Origin of the sequence: Candidatus Phyllobacterium onerii (genome assembly GCF_028331445.1) — a bacterium.
Classification (GTDB): Bacteria; Pseudomonadota; Alphaproteobacteria; order Rhizobiales; family Rhizobiaceae; genus Phyllobacterium; species Phyllobacterium onerii.
This window is the reverse complement of sequence record NZ_JAQMHX010000011.1, coordinates 1-17,810: the sequence shown is the minus strand read 5'-3', so window position 1 is coordinate 17,810 and position 17,810 is coordinate 1. Positions and strand designations below refer to the sequence as shown.

Sequence of the window (17,810 nt, the reverse complement as noted above, 5' to 3'; positions counted from 1 at the left end):
AGGTCCAAACTGTTCTCCTACGCAAGTCGTTTCTGAACAATACGTCATTCGGCAGCTCTTTGATTGGACGAAAAGCGCATGGTCAGAACAAAGACACTGTCTTGATGCATGGCCGCTTCGCGGTCGCCAGCGAGGTCGTTACCTGTGGTGCTCATCGGCTTGATAGCTCTTGGGCACGCTTCAAGCGTCCGAAAGCCGCGCTTCTGAAGAAGTGATAGAACTAAAGCTGTTCGCGTATGCGTATGGGATCCCTGAATTTCTTCAGCCCCCTTCATAGGCTTCGCCGTTTTAACTGATGAACGCCGCGACGTGGCTGGGATAAGCGAGTCGACGGAGCGCCGGGTCCATAAGATACGTCGCAAAGCTTGTACCGCCCAGTTTCCTTGGAAGGTTCCAGTCGAATGGCGCTCCTCGGGCTAGCCACGCGACTTAGGGTCAAGTTTGGCGTTCATGTTTACAAGGTCTGCGACTGAGCTCGCTTTCATCTTCCGCATCATCTTACCACGGTGCGCTTTCACGGTGATCTCGCTGATGCCAAGTTCCCCGCCTATCTGCTTGTTCATCAGTCCGCGAACGACGAGCGCCATGACCTCCTGCTCGCGGGGGCTGAGCGATGCATAACAGCCGCGCAGCGTGCGCGTCTCCGATTCGTCATGCAGGACGGAGCGGCTGCGCTCGATAGCCTGACTGATGGCAGTCAACAACACCTCGTCATGAAATGGTTTCGTCAAGAACTCGACAGCACCTGCTTTCATGGCCTGAACGCTCATCGGAATGTCGCCGTAGCCGGTAATGAATATGATGGGAATATCGATCTGATCAAAGGCAAAACGCCTTTGCAAATCCAGTCCGCTAAGGTCCGGAAGATTGACATCCAGGATGAGACAACTTGGGACAGGTGTTCTGGGATGCGAGAGAAACGCTTCCGCCGAGCCAAATATTTCAGGATGCCACCCTTCGTGGCTGACCAATTCCTCCAGTGATTCCCGCACCGAAATGTCGTCATCGACAATGTATACCGTTGGTACGATATTGGACATTGACAGTGCCCCCAGCCCGTCATTTTGGCCGATATGAACATGCAAATACATTTGGCGCAACATGTTCATTACCCCGACGGTAAAGCGGCGTTGATAGCACTGAGCAGTGCCGTGTCGCTGAATGGTTTGAAAAGACATTCGACCGCACCGAGTTTCAACATTTGCGGACGAACGGCGTCATCGCCATGCGCCGTGACGAATATGACGGGAATATTCGAGCCGCGACGCTTCAGTATCTGCTGGAGATCAGGACCAGACATGCCCGGCATGGCGATATCGAGAATGAGGCACTTGGTCTTGTCGACCCAGGAGGACGCCAGGAACTCTTCGCCCGAAGAAAATACCTGGACCGCAAAGCCCAGCTCATCAAGTAAGTCGGGCAACGATTCACGTACGGATTGATCGTCGTCGACGATCGAGACAAGGGAACGTTCAGTCATCATCGACGCCTTATGGCTGCTGCTCTGCATGCGTTAAAGAAGAGAGTTGGGCGGAATGGCCGGGATCAGGAGCCGGAGTGCCGGCTGTTTGGGGAATACTAAATACGAAAATAGCTCCTTGCCCGTCGTTGGAGTTGGCCCAGAGGCGGCCACGATGGCTTTCAATGATGTAGCGGCTGACGGATAGTCCCATTCCCATCCCACCATCCTTGGTTGTGTAGAAAGCTTCGAAAAGTCGTTCAACACTTTGGGGACCAAGACCGGGTCCTGTATCCTGAACCGAGAGGCACACGCCGACGCTTTCATCCAATTTGGTTCGAATCACCAATTTCCTCGGACGATCGTGAACGTCTCTCATCGCGTCGGACGCGTTGAGGAGGAGGTTCAGTATAACCTGCTGAAGCTGAACGCGATCACCCCTGACAAGAGGAAGAGTGTTGTCCAAATCGGTCTGGACATTCACCCTGTTTCTCTGAAGCTCACTGGATGAGAGCGCAATTACTTCTCGTGCCGCTTCATTCAAATCGACGGTTTCGGTCGTTGTATCTTTCTTTCCAAAGAGTGAGCGCAATCGCTTGATGACGTCGGCCGCACGGTGCCCGTCCCGGATCGATCGTTCAGCTGTTCTACGCGCGCCTTCGAGGTTTGGAGGGTCTGCCGCCAGCATCCGCAGGCACGTACTGGCATTGGTCACGATGCCCATAAGTGGTTGATTGACTTCGTGCGCAATAGACGCGGTCAGAACGCCAAGGGTGGTTATGCGTGCGACGTGGGCGAGCTCCGATCGGGCTTTGCTGAGAGCCTCTTCCGTCTGATATCCTCGGGTGACGTCCTGGATCGAACCGATATAAGCCAACTGACCATCTCTGTCGCGCGTACCGTGAGCCACCAGATGAAGGTGCTTGACGGATTTGTCGGGCATACGCGCCCTGTATACGTAGTCAAGGTCGGTTCCGGGCCCGCGCGCAATGTCGACCATTTCTTGCACGAGCGGAAGGTCTTCAGGGTGAATACGAGAGGCGATCAGGGCGCTCGTAACTGTAACGCTCGGATCAAGTTCGTAAATGCGAAATGTTTGCTCTGAAAACTCAACGGTGTCTAAATCAACGCGCCAGTAGAAACTCCCGGTCAGACTGAGATGTTGTGCCTCGCGCAGCCAAGCCTCACTCCGTCTGAGGTCGGAATAGAGCCGGGCATTTTCGAGCCAGATTGCTGCCTGGGATGCGAGAAAATCGAGTACTGCGACGCGGTCCGGGGTGAATACAAAGGTGGTTAAGTTGTTTTCGAGATAGAGTGCCCCGATCACCTTCGTCTGCTTGAAAATAGGAAGACAGAGAACCGATCTGGTCCGGTTTTGGCGAACATACTCGTCTTCGAAATCGAGAGACTCGGCCGAAGCGTCATTCAGCACCAGACGCTCCCGTGTTCTCAGCACATATTGCAGCGCCGATTGGGAAAGGTCCGAAGGGGTTACAGGAAACCTTCGCACGGTTACTTCAACCCGGCCGCGTCCTGTCGTCGCTTTGGCTTCGATATGCGGCTCGTCTCCATCCAATAGAATGAGAAGCCCACGTTCCGCTCCGGCGTGCTCCACAGCAAGGCGCATCAGCTTTTCTAGCAAACTCGGCAAAATCATTTCGCTCGAAAGCGTCTGCGACGCCTTGTCTACAGTCGCGACATCGAGTTGTGTGACAGGTGTGTCGATCGTTGCGGTCGAAGACACTCGCAAGGCACGTGCTCGCAGATCTGGATAACGCTGGTCCAGTTGCTTTACTTTGGCCAAACCGCCCCACCGCTCAAAGCAGTCGCGAGCATTGGAAAGGTAGGCATAGCCCACGGTCTCAAGACCAAGCTCCTGGTAAAATCGGCCCGCCAGCTCGTTTGCGAGCCCCTCGTTCTGGACGAACCCGTGTAATCGTGCGAGACGAACCGCTTCTTCAAAAAGTTTCTGGGCTTCAAGCTCCCTCCCTTCAATTCGCGCCATTTCCGCAGCAATCAATGCTCTGCGGTTGGCGAAATTTTCTGGACAATTCTGGGACCAGATATCGATCCGATCAAAATGTTCGGAGAGGGCGAGCAAATGGCGGTCTCGATCTTCTCCAAATGTGGTATCCACAGCAGCTGCGCATGTCAGGGCAGCATAGAAGTTGAATTCCGCCTCCTCAATTGAAGAGCGCATTGACCACTCGATCCCGCGTACATGGGCAGCCGCCTCCGATGCCGCCGGAATATCAGCCGCAAAATACCGTTCCTGCAACCTAAATACCCAATGGTAGCAGACCATCATGGCCAAGCCGGGCGCTCCTTCGACATTCTGAGTGCCCCATTCTTCATCGGCGAGCGTATATTCGGCGGGTATGCCGCGCAGCATTTTGACCAAACCAAGTTGACCTATGAACCGTTCGGACGGAAGGCCGAGCTGCAGCCCCTTAGCGAAGGCAAAAAAATACTCGGCCTCGCGTTGGACCTGGGTCAGTGGAGCCCCTGAAGCCAGAAGATGCGTAATTAAATTTCTGGCGTTGTAGGCGGCGAAGGCCATGTCACCCATGGACTTGCCGATCTGGAAGGCTTGCGTCATCATAGGCTGACACAATGGCAGATGCTCGATCCAAGGCATCGTGAACGCGGCAAAGCAAGAATAGACGCGTGCCTTGTAACGGTCCGCCCCACGGCGCTCCACCAATTGACAAGCAAGTTTTCCAAGGCCGTATGCGGTGGTGTAGTCGGTGAAATGCGAACCCAGTGCCATGTTCAACGCAGAATAGGCGACACTCGAGCTGTCACAATTACCGTATTCGAGGCTGAGATTGGTCATACGCAGAAGCACGAGTTCCAAGAGGTACCTGTCCACCGCATAGGCTGCGGGGAAAAGCTCCGTCAGCACGGACATGGTGGCGATACAATTAGGATCGCTCATAGCAGGCAGGTCAATGAGGTCCCCGATGGGCCGGAGTGCCAGCTTGCGGCGCATTTCGATATATTCTTGACGAACTTCATCCTCAGTCGGTCGCGAGGACCACATGATGCCAACCCTTGATAAAAACCCGAGTGCAACCTCGACAGCTCGCTCATTCCTTCCGGTGGTGAAATACAGCAGAAGGCACAGGCAAACACCGTTGGCTTGGTCGGTGAGGCTGCGTGTGTGGTGGGAGAGAGCGTTCAGCCGTTGCTCCGCCGTAACGAGTTCTCCTCCTACAATCTCGCATTCTGCCTGCTGTAGTTCGAGGTCTAGCGTCAGGTCGTACTGCTGCTCCCAGCTATCTTCCCCCTGTAAGACACGCCCAACGGCAAAATAGCTTTGCGCAGCAGCATAAGCGCCCGAGGATTTGGCGCGCTTTCCAGCGATCAAATTTAATTCCGCCACTCGCTCCCGTTCGGATAGCTCATCGATGGCTTCACCCGATCTGTTGAACTGGTTGACGATCTCGAAAATATTGTCTTCAAGTTCGGCGGATGGTGTCTGCGCCAGGAGTATTCTGCCGATCTGAAGGTGCGTGGCATCTCGCTCGGCGTGCGGGATCAATGCATAGCTGGCTTCCTGAACGCGGTCATGAGTGAATGCAAACGTAGACCCTCCGTGGAAGAGCAGCCCGGCCTCTACGGCATCCTGGAATGTTGCATAAAGCAGGTCCTTCGAATATACCAGCACGAGCGCAACCGTACCTTCCTTTGCAGCACTCCCAAGACACGCCAGCACTCCCAATGCCTTCTGTGTAGCGAGGGGAAGACGATTGAGCTTCGCCAACATCAGCTGCGCCACATTGTCGGTGATGCCCTTGGCTCGAACCATGCGGATGTCCCAATGCCAGCTCGAGCTTTCGGGATCGAATGTAATCAGCCGCTCGTCGGCCAGAGCCGTGATGAATTGAATGGCGAAGAACGGATTGCCGCCCGTCTTGTCGAGCAACAGCTTGGCAAGTGGTCGCGTTTTTTGAGTGTCAGCAACAAGGGCATCGGCACAGAGTTGCGCCAAATGGACCGCCTTCAGCGGACCCAGCGTGATCTCGGAAATTACCCCTCGCGATCGTCGTATCGATGCCAGCGTACTATAGAGCGGATGCTTCTCGCCAACTTCATTGTCCCGATAGGCTCCTATGATCATCAGGTGACGTACTTCCGGATCTGTGATGAGGCGCTCCAGAAGCTCCAGCGTTGCCGTATCCAACCATTGAAGATCGTCGATAAAAATAACGAGCGGATGTTCGGGCTTGGCAAAAACTTCAAGCAAGTTGCGGAACACCAAATGGAAGCGAGCCTGTGCGGTTTGAGGATCAACCGGCGGTATGGGAGGCTGTTCGCCTATGATGAGGGCAAGCTCAGGTATCAGATAGATCATGAGTTGCCCATTCGCACCCAACGCAGCCAACAGCTCTTTGCGCCACCCGGCAAGTTCCGCATCACTTTTGCTGAGCAGTTGGCGCACAAGTCCTTGAAACGCCTGGGCCAATGTTGCGTAAGGAATATCGCGCTTATACTGGTCGAACTTGCCTACGGCAAAGAGACCCCGTTGCGGGACAAGGACCTTATGCAATTCATTGACGATGGACGACTTTCCAATGCCCGCATAGCCCGACACCAGAACCAGCTCACACGTGCCCTCTATCATGGATCGGCGGGCAGCCGCGAGCAAAGCCGCGATCTCGGAGTCGCGGCCGTATAGCTTTTCCGGTATTAGCAGCCGATCGGAGACGTCGTGTTGGCCGACTGGAAAATCCGCGATGGAACCTTTGGCTGTCCAGCTTGTCAGACACTTGCGAAGGTCATATTCGAGGCCGGATGCTGTTTGATATCTGTCTTCGGGGTTTTTGGAGAGCAGCTTCAGGATGATGCTATCCAACACATTGGGCAGGCCATCGACGTGTTCGCTCGGCGGCAATGGCTTCATCGCTATATGACAGTGAATCCATTCCATCGGGTCCGAAGCAGTGAATGGCAAATTTCCGGTAAACAGTTCGTAAAATGTAACTCCCAATGAGTAGAGGTCGCTGCGAGTGTCTACTGAACGGTTCATTCGTCCGGTCTGCTCTGGAGCCATGTACGCAAACGTCCCGGCGATGACTTCAGGCGGAGCCGGGGCCCGCCGTTCGCTTCTGAGACGCGAAGCCAGACCAAATCCCATAAGCCGTGTCCGTTCTTCGTCATCCAGAAGCACGTTCGCAGGCTTGATATCTTTGTGGATGAGCCCTTGCCGATGCATTTGACCCACGGCACTGGTCAAATCGATTGCTATGGCCAGCGCACGTCCAAGTTCCCACCGCTGATCCAACCGGCCGAGAACCAAATCCAGCGGCTCGCCGCCACTGTCCTCGAGCACAAGGACATCCTGGCCTTTGTGCCTCATAAGGCCCAACGGCCGTGTCGCCCACGCTGGATCGAGTTCCGGCGCGAGACCATGCTCGTGCACCAGTCGCTCTATATGCCGATCAGAGGGCCGATGTCCGTTAGCAGCTAGGCCGAGGATCGGGCGGCGGCCTGATGCGCGCCCTCGGTACAGAGTGAACTCTCCTCCTGACCGCAGAACATCGAACGAATACTCGGAAAACTGTGCCATTCGTGGATTCCCTCGTCGAAGTTCCGCTCTGACCGGCATCGGCGCAGAACCGTTTTTCGATCCGCAGGACAAGCAGCGCCTTATGACAGCATTCCCCCTGATGAAATGTGCCAGAACCTACGTTATCTTGTTCCACTTTTATGTGAACGTCGATGATACTTAGGTATCGGTTTTGTCTTAGGTTTTGTAGCAGACGGTGGTTCAATGCAGGGAGAAAGTGTGCAGCTTTTACTGCACGTTCCAGCTCCAAGATAAAGGATTGTTCCGAAAAAAGCGGGTGAGGGCGATCTCCGGAAATTTCACTTGAGGCGACAGCATCATGATTTTTGCACGCTCGATGTCCCCCTTTGATCGGACGAAGGCACGGTCCTGCAAGCCAGGGCTGGATTTATCGTTGTGAGTCGATGTGGATGCGAACGAGACTGAACCAGCTGAAACTCAAGCTCGCAAGCTACCAATCGCTTTCAATGGAGGTCTGGTGGCGATGTACGTTGCTTAGAGGGTTTACAAGAAGGGATCGATGGATGCGACCAGAGGTTCAAGCAATAACAGAGACAAGCGGTGAGTTGTCAGTTTTGCCCGACATGGCATATGCCGCAAGCAGAAGGTCGTCACTTTCGCTGACTCAGATCTAGACAAGAGGATCTCAGTCTGTGAGCTTGCATCCCTAGTCGAACTGAGCTCCAGTCAGTTTCAAGGAGCGTTCAAGCAGAGTTTCGGACAGGCCACGCACATGTATCTCATCAAACAGCGTGTCGAGCCCCCGAAATCATAGCTAGCATCTCAAATGAGTTTCGCAGAGATCGCTTTAGCATGGGGTTTTGCCGATCAATCGCATATGACGCGGGAATTCTGACGATTTATAAATAAATCTCCAAGGAAGTGGGTAGCAAGATTCTTGCGGAAGCAGTGCGCTGCATCTGCAAGCCGTTCTGCCAAGGCCACGTTTAAGAGTCTTTCAAACGGGATGAGGGTGCACGTTCTGCGTAGCTCAGCCTTCAATATGCCATTAATTCTCGGAATTCGATCGACTGTCAGAACGGGCGGGGTAAGGCTCAGGATCCGACGCAGCACGCGTTCAAATTGCGCAACGATTATTCAATCTTCGCAGGCATTGCTGGGGCAACTTGTTGATGACCGTTCCCGTGAGCGCACCGCTCTTCAAATCAAAAGTGAGATTAGGCGTATGAGCAATCTGTTGGACGAGGTCCTGGCCGCCCACGGGGGGCTGAATCGTTGGGAAGAGTTTTCATCGGTCGGGGCGACGATAGTGACCGGTGGAACCCTATGGGGCATGAAGGGACTTATACAAGATTCGACTCCCCGGCGGATGACCGTTTCCCTGCATGAAGTCCATGCTTCGGTCAAACCGTTCGGTGCTCCCAATCAAAGAACGGACTTCACACCGGACCGGATCGCGATCGAGACGGACGATTGCAATGTGGTGGCGGAGCGGCGAAACCCGCGCGCATCGTTCGAGTGCCACGGGAGGCTGACCCCGTGGGACCCTCTGCAGAGGGCGTATTTTAACGGTTATGCCCTATGGACCTATCTGACAACGCCCTTCGTTCTTAGTCTGCCCGCCGTAGTGCTAGAGGAGATAAAACCATGGATCGAAGCCGACCAGGTTTGGCGCGTCCTACGAGCAACCTTTCCGTCCAATCTCCCAACCCACTCCGAGGTCCAGGACTTTTACTTCGGCGGTGATTACCTGCTGAAAAGACATGATTACACCGTCGAAATAGCGGATGGTCTGACGGCCGCGCAATTGGTTTACGACTACATTGACGTCCAGGGACTCCGTCTGCCAACCAAGCGGCGCGCCTACTATCGGGGAATGGACGGTCGGACCACAGATACGCTTCTGGTTTCCATCGACCTCAGCGATCTTCGCTTCAGCGCGGCAGAAGATCGCTCATCTCTGTGCGACGATGCTTCCAATTCTGCGACATGCGTTCAAGCACACGCAGACGTCGTGTGAGATGATGGATTTAAGAAATGCCTATCAGAATTGGCGATGCCTCAGGTTACCCCCTCCCTGCCAAACGCATCGCCGATCCGTGCGAATGTCACGGTATAGCGGCTCCCGTTCGACCGCCCCTCCCACGGGCGGGGGCCGCTACTTCCACCCCAGGATAGGACCATTAACGTGTCCAGCAAACAGGTTTCGGTCGGCTCCGGCTTCGGGCCGGAAACAACGGCAACCCAGGCGATCGGCGACACGGACCTTCGCGGCAAGATCGCCGTGGTGACCGGCGGTTATAGCGGTCTCGGGCTTGAGACGACCCGGGTTCTGGCAAACGCCGGGGCCACCGTCCTCGTGCCGGCGCGGCGGGTTGGGCAGGCGCGGGAAGCACTGCAGGGCATTGCAAATGTCGAAATCGAACCGCTCGATCTAATGGACCCCGCCTCGATCGACATCTTTGCCTTCCGATTCAATAGGACGGAACGGCCCCTGCACATTCTCATCAACAATGCCGGCATCATGGCAAGTCCGTTGTTGAGGGACGGGCGAGGATATGAAGCGCAGTTTTCGACGAACCATCTCGGTCATTTCCAGCTGGTCAACCGGCTGTGGCCGGGGCTAACGCGTGCAAAGACTGCAAGGGTGGTATCGCTGTCATCCCGCGGCTACCAACTTTCCGGAGTCGATTTTGAAGATCCGAATTTTGAGCGCCGGGAGTACAATAAATGGACCGCCTATGGGCAGTCGAAGACAGCAAACATCCTTTTTGCCGTGGCGTTGAATGCCAAAGCGGAGAGCCACGGCATCACAGCGTTCGCGGTACATCCTGGCGGAATTCTTACTGAACTCGCCCGCCATCTCTCTCACGATGAGATCGCCGCTTTCGGAATCTTCGATGAAATCGGCAAGGTTCGTATCGATCCTGCTAACGACATAAAGACTGTCGAACAGGGTACCGCGACCACTATCTGGTGCGCGACCAGTCCCCAGCTTGACGGTATTGGCGGCGTTTACTGCGAAAACTGTGATGTCGCCAACCTTGCGGACCCTTCAAAGCCGTCAACGAACGGCGGTCTCGACCGCGGCGGCGTACTGCCGTGGGCGGTCAGCCCCCAAGACGCCGAAAAGCTCTGGGATCTCAGTGAACGCCTGTCCGGAACGACGTTGGAGTTGTAGTTTGGATCTGATCGACAATCACAGTCGAGAGCGGTTGCTTCGTGTGCTTGCAGCGGCAACGTTTATCATATTTTTCCAAGGGTATATGGTTGCACCGATCATCCCGGCGCTTTCCGCTGTGTTCGGCACATCTGTCCAAACCGTCGGTTTGATTGTTCCTGCCTATTTGGTTCCCTATGGGATCGCCACTCTCGTCTACGGAGTTCTCGCAGACAGATTTGGCATCCAGCGCATTGTATTTATGTCCTTGAGCGCATTCGTGGTTCTTACGATGCTGACGGCAACGTCGCGATCGATCGAACAGCTCACGGCATGGCGGATCGTGACGGGGCTTTGCGCTAGCGGCGTCGTTCCCATGGCGCTCGCACTGGTCGGCAGGCTTTACCCGTATGAAGAGCGGGGTAGGGCGCTCGGTTGGCTGTTCGGTGCAATGGCCGGCGGTATGGCGTTCGGATCGCCGCTAGGCGCGGTGGTCGTCCAGTATGCAGGATGGCAACTATTGTTCGTCCTTGTGGGCGGGGCCGGTGCTGTCGTTCACCTGTGTCTGTTGCCTTACAGAGCGATCCTGAAGTCCACGGAGCTTCGGGTCTCCGGAACGTTGCGAGACGTCATCCAAGGTTACGCTCAACTTCTGGCTTCGGCGCGCGGAAAGCGGACTTACGGCTATGTTTTGGTCAACTCCATGTTTCATTCCGGCGTTTTCACATGGCTCGGCGTGTATCTGGAAAGGCGCTACGGACTGGGGCCAGTCGGAATCGGCTTGGCGCTACTCGGCTATGGTGTGCCGGGATTCCTGTTTGGCCCACTGATCGGGCGATTAGCTGACCGCTGGGGCAGGGCCAAACTGATTCCCGTGGGGCTGAGTATTAGCGCCGGGGCTGGGCTCATTCTGATTTTTGAGTTTCCCCTCGCGCTCGCTCCCGCCGTCGCGATGACACTGTCGCTCGGGTATGACATGACACAGCCACTGTTCGGGGGGATCGTCACTTCGCTTGCAGGAAAACGGGCAGGGCAGGCCATGGGCCTGAACGTCTTCACGCTCTTCGTCGGCTTTGGCCTCGGCAGCCTGATTTTCGGTCTGCTGATCAATTGCGGATTTGCAGCGGCGTTCGCAGTCTTCACGTTCGTGGAGCTGGTCGCAGCAATGACGGCGTTTGCCCTCTTCAAGTCCGAAATGCCGCTTGTCCCGGATGGGTCGAAGGTTGAAATACCTGAACATTTGCACATGGATCCGACCCGCTACCGCTGAAGGGAAAAAGTTCGCTATGGATAGTGGAAGCAGATTTATCTCCGCGATCGACATTGTATCGATTGAGACAGTCGAACGCGAGGCCTGGCTCGATTTGTTCGCCGCTGCACCACGGAAATATGCCGACGCAGCTGATTTGCGGTACCAGCGATCGGGAGCCAGTGTTGTCCTTGCCGACCGAAGCGTGCCGATCGTCGAATTCAATCGAGGCATGTGCATAGGAGTGGAAAGACCGGAGAGCGAAAAAAGCGTCGACGCGATGCTGGAGTGGCTGCGTAACCATGCCGATCCTCAATGGGCCCTGCAAATCTCTCCTGCCTCCCAACCGGCAGAGATACACGCCTGGACTGCCGACAGGGGGCTGGCCAAAAAGGGCAATGGCTGGGCAAAATTTTACCGCGACTCGACAACGCCGATATCCCCGCGAAACAGTGATTTGTCCGTACGGTCCGTTAAACCGCACGATGCCATGAGCTTTGGCGATGTTGTGCAAAAAGGGTTCGGCCTGCCATCGGCGTCTTCCGCGTGGTTTGCCCGGTTGGTCGCTAGGCCAAAGTGGTCCACATATCTCGCCTATGAGGGAACTCTTCCCGTGGCCGCCGGCGCACTCTTTGTCGACGGCAACTGGGCCTGGCTCGGGATAGACGCGACCCTGCCTGACTATCGGGGCCGCGGGGCGCAGACATCGTTGATAGCGCGGCGCATCCAGGACGGTCTCGCAAACGGCGTCGGTGGATTCACCGCGGAGACCGGGCAACCCGAGGCGACCAAGGAAAATATGCACATCTCGTTCCGCAATTATCTCAAAGCGGGTTTCGTACGGGCATATGTCCGCTGGAATTACAGATAGGGTTCAAGAAGGGCACCGGATGAACAGCAGAACGATATTGCGAACGACACAAACCATCTCGGGCCAGCCGATCGCTCTTCCGCAGAAAAGTCCTGAGGTGGTTGTCTCAATCCTCGAAATTGAACCGGGTGCTAAACTTCCTCCTCACCAGCATCCGTTTGCGCGCTACGGATACATCCTGTCGGGAACGCTGAGCGTCACAAACCTCGAGACACGGAAAGTGATGACGTTTCAGTCCGGGGCATTCATCATCGAATCTATGGCGCAATGGCACTCTGGAACGAACCCGGGAATGGAGCCGTTGCAAATCCTCATCCTGGACCAAGTGGAAGAGGGGATGGAAAACATCATTCTGGGTGGATGAAAGATCCTGTTCAAACAGAAGAAGTCGCCCGCGCAACTGATCACTCAGGCGACGGTACCAATTACTTTTTGGCCTTAAGTTCTGCTGGAAGGTAACGTGAAAGTTCCATACCGGCTGCTACCTGACCCATTGTCGGTTTGGTCCATGTCTTCTTCATGATCTGCTCCTTCTATACGGTGGTATCACTATCGTATGGTGGGACACGCGCTTTTCTATCATTTTGGGAACATTTTTGGGACTAGACACGCTTCTTCGAACACGATCACTCGCCCAAAAGATGATTGTTCGGCGCGTGACCCGTTGCAACCCGGCCGAACAATTCGTCGGTCGTATCGGTGTTGAGTGCGCCGTGGAGAGTGGCGACGCGCGCATCGCGCCAAATTCGGTTCATGGGATCTGACGTCCGAGCGAACGAACCTCCGGATGCGCTCGCCAGGAGATCGACTGCTTGCCAAACAAGCTGGCTGGCAAAGCCGGCATCCCGCCATATGCGCGTTCGGCGCTCCATCGTCATCTTGCCCAAAAGCGCCGTGGTCTCCAGCTCTTCCAGTGAACGCTTCAAGATCAGTTCCGCAGCATCGATCTTGGAGCTGACTTCGCCTATCAGCAGGTGGGTGACCGCCGCCTGGTCCTGCTTAGGGTACTTCGTGAACGCGATCCCGCGTCCGCGCGATTTTTCGAGAAAGAGGTCAAGCGCCGCCTTCGCCATTCCCAAACCCGGTAGGCCCAGATTGATTGCAAAAAACGGGACGAACGGAAAACGATAGAGGGGTTCACCCGTCAGATACGCCGATGCGTAGTTCTCGCGGCGGGCCTTGCTGAGGAGTGCAATCCGCTCCGTAGGAACGAAGACATCCGCCACCCTGACGGTTGTGCTGCCACTGCCGCGCAGGCCGATAGTATCCCAATCATCGACCAATTTAACTTGCGATGCCGGAATCAGGGCCGCTCCGCGGTCGACAACATTACCTGCATCGTCATGGAACGGGATGCCGAGCACGTCCCATCCTGCGTGCTCGACGCCGCTGTTGAAAGCCCACAGTCCTTCCTCGATGACGACGCCGCCGTCCGCGCTGCGCACCTTTGCCGATCGGGGATTGAGAACCGCCGCGGTTCGAAAGTTGCCGCCTGCGGCAAATACTTCGTCGACGACTTCCTTCGGGTAGAATGTGGTTGCCATCCATGTGCCGATGGCGAGCAGGGCGACGTTCCAGGCGACCGAACCGTCCCCTTTTCCCAATTCGACGATAACATCCATATAGGTCGTCAGCGGAATTTGCCTGCCGCAGTAAATCCTGGGAACGAGCATGTCGAAGAGATGGCGTTCTTCAAGTGTTGCAACCGTCGCATCAGGAAGCCGCGCAAGGGTGTCCGTCTCGGCAATCTGCGAGCGGAGGAACGGCATGAGCGACGCAGCGACGGCGACAGGATCGGAGGCTGGTTCGGCGATCACGGGGGGCCTCTCATTGGGATCAAAGATCGAGCGCCGACAATCCCGGATGATCGTCCGGGCGACGGCCGAGAGGCCAACGAAACTTGCGGTCGGTTTCGGTTATGGGCAGATCATTGATGCAGGCAAAACGCCGTTGCATAAGGCCCGCTGCATCGTATTCCCAGTTCTCGTTGCCGTAGGAACGCAGCCAGTTGCCGCTGTCGTCATGCCATTCATAGGCATAGCGGACGGCAATCCGGTTCTCGTTGAATGCCCACAGTTCCTTGATCAGCCGGTAGTCGAGTTCCATAGCCCATTTTCGGGCAAGGAACGCGACGATTTCGCCCCTGCCGGTGGCGAATTCTGAGCGGTTTCGCCATCTGCTGTCTTCCGTATAGGCGAGGGACACGCGCTGCGGGTCGCGTGAATTCCATCCGTCTTCGGCAAGGCGAACCTTTCGGATCGCGCTGTCGAGCGTGAAGGGAGGGGCTATGATGGCGGTCATCTCAGTTTTCCTATCCGTGTAATTGGTTCGTCAACGCTCTTCGCCCGGCATCTCCGGCGCATCAGTCCGCAAAACGTGCGGATGTTTTGTCGCTTTCTTTCCTTGCCAGTCCCTGTCGATCGAACCCTCCTGTGCCTTGTGGAAGTATTGGCTGTTCACCAACCATCCCTTCACCGGCCGCAACGGCAAAAGGCACGTCACGAGCAGCAGCGGCAGGCTTGTGAACAGATGAATCCAGAGCGCCGGCTGGTAGGCTGTCTGCAGCCAGACGGCGAACAGCATGCTCGGAAGGCAACCGAACATCATGATGAAAAACGCCGGACCGTCTGCCGGATCGGCGAACGAGTAGTCGAGTTCACATACCTCGCATTGGGGTCTGAGGGTCAGAAATCCCTGAAAAAGGTGACCCATTCCGCAGCGCGGGCATCGCCCCCGCCAGCCGGTTCGGATCGGCGAGAGAGGAGGCCATTGCAGTTCGAGCGGCATGAGAGTTTTCTTCCGGGACAACGAGACACTCACTTCGAGTTCGGGCAATATGGATCATACACTCCAGCGCTTATTGGACGCAAAGCGCATCGCCGGAACATACATCGCGAATTCCTAAATCGGCTCCGGTCCAGGTTTCGACTTTCGGCAACCGCCCCTGGCGAGACCGGGACACATAGACCGTTTGCCGAATACACAAACATGCGAATTATAACCACCGGGGGCGGGCAGGACAGGGCTGTTTAAGATGGATGGGGACATACTTTAATCCTCCAATTCCAGGCCTGTGCAATACCGCTTCGTTTCGCCATATAGTCTGCAATCGTATTTGCGCAGTTGATACCCGTTCCAGTCACGACGACAACAGGTTTATCGCCGACCTTTATCAGCCGTCTATCCAAAAGGTCGTCCGAGCCCGCCACCGCGGTCGCACCTTGCGTCCGAAGTTACGATATCAGAACGGGAGATGCCAGCCAGTGACGAATAAGAGGAGCTTGCCGTTGTCAGAACACCACCGGGGCCCTGTCGGGCGGATAAGTCCGACCGCACGACGTTCTATGTAGAAAAGGTGCCATTTTTCTATTCCGCGTCGGAAGTTGGCCGTAAACGGCCGACGCTCATTTTCCCAAACGTCGTGCGGCATCAGATAGTTCAGTGCCGAGGACGCGTTTTGCGACCGCGGCAACTCACTGCGCAGCTGAGCGGTGTTCCAATCACGGCACCAAGGACTCGTCGTAGCTGCATTGCTCGAGACATGCCCCGTTGGAACGGAACTCCATCGAGAAAACCCGGCCGGGAACGCCGTCGACAATCTTGGGCGAAAAATCCAGAGGCAAACATTGGTTGACTGCCCTGATCGCTGCGTCGACGAACGCGCGTCTTTGGTCTGGACTACCGCTAAATACGATAGCGGAAGGCTGCGGCCGACCGATCAATGTGCCATCTCTCTTGAAGCTGAAGCGTAATGTAACCGACGCGTCATGCTGGGCGAACGCCGTTTTGCTCCAGCATCTTTGCAACGCGACGGAAACCTGGTTCATCGAGGTAAGTGTCTCTTGGGAAGACGAAGGAGAAAGTTGCAACATAAACAATGTGATGCTGAGAAACGTGAAAGTGTATTTCGACATATGGACCCCGCATATCGGTTGCTTGAAGTCACTTAGTTGCTTTCGTTGAGATAGTTGAAAATCGCTTCGACGTCGGTTTTGTTGAATGGGCGTGGTAGGCCTTTATCATTTTGGTGACCTCCGCACGCCAGAAGGTCTCTTCCATCTTTGGCGGCTGTGTGGTGATGTAGTCTGCCGAGTGACATCCCGTGCAATTATCCTGCGCGGCTTGATACCCGGACCGGGGCGGAACTCTGCGGTGTCGTCCGGATATTCCGACCGCTCGCATCTCCGGACACCGGCCCGACCGCCCTCGCAGGAACATCGGCAAGACTGTCGGCGGCGGCATTGGCTGAAATGACTGCACCGGCCGCGCCTGCCGAGGCGATGAGGAAGTTCCTGCGAGAGATCTTGCCTTCTCGGCTGGAGTCACTGATTTAATCCTCTCGGCGTTGAAGATCGGCTCGCGCCTATTCGCCTCGGATCGCGCTGGCGATGAGTTTTTCGGCCGGAGCAAAGCGCTCCGCCATACCCGAAGGCAGGCCGTGTCGCCCATCGAGCGTCGTGGAGGGATTGAACGTCACGTATGTCTTGCCATCGTCGCCTTCGCGGACCAAAACCCTGAGGGGAAGCTCCAGTGCAAAGTCCGGGGCGGCAAGCATCATCGGAGTGCCACCCAGAGGATTACCGTAGATGATGACCGTTGTCGGCGGCATCTCGAGCGCTACGGATCGGGCGGCGGCGCGGTGGTCGATTGTCGCAAAAATCGTGAAGCCCTTGCCTTTGAGGGCGGACTCCAACCTGCTGACCGTGTCGGAATAGCTGAAGGAACTTGTCAATCTCACAGCATTCTCCATTGCATCATTTCCATTGGCCGGACTGATGTTGCAGGTGGCGACCGCCAACAATCCGAAAGAGACGGTGACTGCATATTTCACCAAGTGCGCTGGTATCGGATCCGGCATGACATCTGTTCCGAATTTGATTCGTCTGGTCAACGTTAACGCTTGGCGTCATTTGCCGGATTGAAGCGAAGCAGCGGGGTTTGGACGATCTGACCAAAATCCCAAACCTCTGATCGTTCAAAATCAATGGCAAAGGTCCGACGACATCTGAAAAACGTTGCGCTTCCTCCAAATGGGCGCAGTTGCCACACTGCTTTGTCGGTGGTCTCTATGTCATGCATGCCTTTGCTCCTTTCGTTGCGACGCGTTACCGGTCTCGGGCGCTGTTCAGCTTTTCCACCGTGGTTGCCGTCGTCCAGACTGCGTTGGCAAACCAGCGGAAGTTAACCAGGGCAGCCCGGTAGGCATCGCCCTCCGGCAGTTTGCTACCCGCGGTGGCGTCGCGAACGACGGCAACTTCGAAACCGTGCTCAACGAAATCGCGCAAGTGCGATTCGACACAAAAATTGGCCGCCATCCCGGCAAGAATGACCTTGTCGATCTTCTTCTTCCGCAACTGGAAGATGACGTCGTTGGTCTGGGGACCCGCTATCTTGTGTGATGAGCAGACGATCGTTTCGCCGTCGTCGTGTCCCGGTATTCCGGCAGCCAGTCGGCACCCGAGCCTGCAAATCCGTGCAATGAAAGCGGACCTTCCCTGTCGAACATGCGCAGCTTGTGCATCAATGCTTCGCCCGGAG

15 protein-coding genes are annotated in these 17,810 nt (G+C 55.9%); 5 read left to right on the top strand and 10 right to left on the bottom strand.

Annotated elements, in window-relative coordinates; all coding sequences use genetic code 11:
• Positions 1 to 416 precede the first annotated feature (416 nt).
• The 3 genes from PHA01_RS21810 to PHA01_RS21800 form a co-directional block, all read right to left on the bottom strand.
• Complete coding sequence (locus tag PHA01_RS21810; protein ID WP_271898450.1) at positions 417 to 1,040, bottom strand: response regulator transcription factor; 624 nt, start codon at positions 1,038 to 1,040, stop codon at positions 417 to 419.
• A gap of 68 nt (positions 1,041 to 1,108) precedes the next feature.
• Positions 1,109 to 1,480 (bottom strand): response regulator transcription factor, encoded by a 372-nt coding sequence (locus tag PHA01_RS21805; protein WP_417021006.1) that lies wholly within the window; start codon positions 1,478 to 1,480, stop codon positions 1,109 to 1,111.
• Between the two features lie 10 nt (positions 1,481 to 1,490).
• On the bottom strand, positions 1,491 to 7,031 hold the full coding sequence (locus tag PHA01_RS21800) for a trifunctional serine/threonine-protein kinase/ATP-binding protein/sensor histidine kinase (protein WP_271898448.1): 5,541 nt from the start codon (positions 7,029 to 7,031) through the stop codon (positions 1,491 to 1,493).
• A 1,186-nt stretch (positions 7,032 to 8,217) separates the two neighbouring features.
• Here PHA01_RS21800 and PHA01_RS21795 point away from each other — a divergent pair.
• The 5 genes from PHA01_RS21795 (at position 8,218) to PHA01_RS21775 (ending at position 12,636) form a co-directional block, all read left to right on the top strand.
• Complete coding sequence (locus PHA01_RS21795) at positions 8,218 to 9,012, top strand: hypothetical protein (RefSeq protein ID WP_271898447.1); 795 nt, start codon at positions 8,218 to 8,220, stop codon at positions 9,010 to 9,012.
• 168 nt (positions 9,013 to 9,180) lie between these two features.
• Entirely contained in the window at positions 9,181 to 10,173 is a 993-nt protein-coding gene (locus PHA01_RS21790) for an oxidoreductase (RefSeq protein ID WP_271898446.1), read from the top strand.
• Between the two features lies 1 nt (position 10,174).
• Positions 10,175 to 11,422: an MFS transporter gene (locus PHA01_RS21785; protein ID WP_271898445.1), complete on the top strand. Its 1,248-nt coding sequence runs from the start codon at positions 10,175 to 10,177 to the stop codon at positions 11,420 to 11,422.
• Positions 11,423 to 11,438: 16 nt separating this feature from the next.
• Positions 11,439 to 12,272 carry a hypothetical protein gene (locus PHA01_RS21780; RefSeq protein WP_271898444.1) on the top strand — a complete coding sequence of 278 codons (834 nt, stop codon included), beginning with the start codon at positions 11,439 to 11,441 and terminating at the stop codon, positions 12,270 to 12,272.
• A 19-nt stretch (positions 12,273 to 12,291) separates the two neighbouring features.
• On the top strand, positions 12,292 to 12,636 hold the full coding sequence (locus PHA01_RS21775; protein ID WP_271898443.1) for a cupin domain-containing protein: 345 nt from the start codon (positions 12,292 to 12,294) through the stop codon (positions 12,634 to 12,636).
• A gap of 61 nt (positions 12,637 to 12,697) precedes the next feature.
• On the opposite strand, the gene PHA01_RS21770 is transcribed toward PHA01_RS21775, so the two are convergent.
• The 7 genes from PHA01_RS21770 to PHA01_RS21740 all read right to left on the bottom strand — a co-directional run.
• Positions 12,698 to 12,793, bottom strand: a complete 96-nt coding sequence (locus PHA01_RS21770) for a pyrroloquinoline quinone precursor peptide PqqA (RefSeq protein ID WP_271898442.1) — start codon at positions 12,791 to 12,793, stop codon at positions 12,698 to 12,700.
• 105 nt (positions 12,794 to 12,898) lie between these two features.
• Complete coding sequence (locus PHA01_RS21765; protein WP_271898441.1) at positions 12,899 to 14,089, bottom strand: acyl-CoA dehydrogenase family protein; 1,191 nt, start codon at positions 14,087 to 14,089, stop codon at positions 12,899 to 12,901.
• Between the two features lie 19 nt (positions 14,090 to 14,108).
• Positions 14,109 to 14,573: a nuclear transport factor 2 family protein gene (locus tag PHA01_RS21760; RefSeq protein ID WP_271898440.1), complete on the bottom strand. Its 465-nt coding sequence runs from the start codon at positions 14,571 to 14,573 to the stop codon at positions 14,109 to 14,111.
• A 30-nt stretch (positions 14,574 to 14,603) separates the two neighbouring features.
• Entirely contained in the window at positions 14,604 to 15,059 is a 456-nt protein-coding gene (locus PHA01_RS21755) for a DUF983 domain-containing protein (protein ID WP_271898439.1), read from the bottom strand.
• A gap of 1,576 nt (positions 15,060 to 16,635) precedes the next feature.
• On the bottom strand, positions 16,636 to 17,130 hold the full coding sequence (locus PHA01_RS21750) for a DUF302 domain-containing protein (RefSeq protein ID WP_271898438.1): 495 nt from the start codon (positions 17,128 to 17,130) through the stop codon (positions 16,636 to 16,638).
• Between the two features lie 35 nt (positions 17,131 to 17,165).
• A complete protein-coding gene (locus tag PHA01_RS21745) occupies positions 17,166 to 17,351 on the bottom strand; it encodes a hypothetical protein (RefSeq protein ID WP_271898437.1) in 186 nt (61 codons plus the stop codon).
• Positions 17,352 to 17,377: 26 nt separating this feature from the next.
• Positions 17,378 to 17,810 (bottom strand): isochorismatase family protein (locus tag PHA01_RS21740; protein ID WP_271898436.1); only part of this gene is annotated, 433 nt, incomplete at its 5' end.

Excerpts from the sequence above, each read along its gene's own strand:
- PHA01_RS21760 (WP_271898440.1), bottom strand. The coding sequence starts at position 14,573 with ATGACCGCCATCATAGCCCCTCCCTTCACGCTCGACAGCGCGATCCGA.
- PHA01_RS21795 (WP_271898447.1), top strand. The coding sequence starts at position 8,218 with ATGAGCAATCTGTTGGACGAGGTCCTGGCCGCCCACGGGGGGCTGAAT.
- PHA01_RS21750 (WP_271898438.1), bottom strand. The coding sequence starts at position 17,130 with ATGCCGGATCCGATACCAGCGCACTTGGTGAAATATGCAGTCACCGTC.
- PHA01_RS21805 (WP_417021006.1), bottom strand. The coding sequence starts at position 1,480 with ATGACTGAACGTTCCCTTGTCTCGATCGTCGACGACGATCAATCCGTA.
- PHA01_RS21775 (WP_271898443.1), top strand. The coding sequence starts at position 12,292 with ATGAACAGCAGAACGATATTGCGAACGACACAAACCATCTCGGGCCAG.
- PHA01_RS21755 (WP_271898439.1), bottom strand. The coding sequence starts at position 15,059 with ATGCCGCTCGAACTGCAATGGCCTCCTCTCTCGCCGATCCGAACCGGC.
- PHA01_RS21780 (WP_271898444.1), top strand. The coding sequence starts at position 11,439 with ATGGATAGTGGAAGCAGATTTATCTCCGCGATCGACATTGTATCGATT.
- PHA01_RS21745 (WP_271898437.1), bottom strand. The coding sequence starts at position 17,351 with ATGCATGACATAGAGACCACCGACAAAGCAGTGTGGCAACTGCGCCCA.
- PHA01_RS21800 (WP_271898448.1), bottom strand. The coding sequence starts at position 7,031 with ATGGCACAGTTTTCCGAGTATTCGTTCGATGTTCTGCGGTCAGGAGGA.
- PHA01_RS21770 (WP_271898442.1), bottom strand. The coding sequence starts at position 12,793 with ATGAAGAAGACATGGACCAAACCGACAATGGGTCAGGTAGCAGCCGGT.
- PHA01_RS21810 (WP_271898450.1), bottom strand. The coding sequence starts at position 1,040 with ATGTCCAATATCGTACCAACGGTATACATTGTCGATGACGACATTTCG.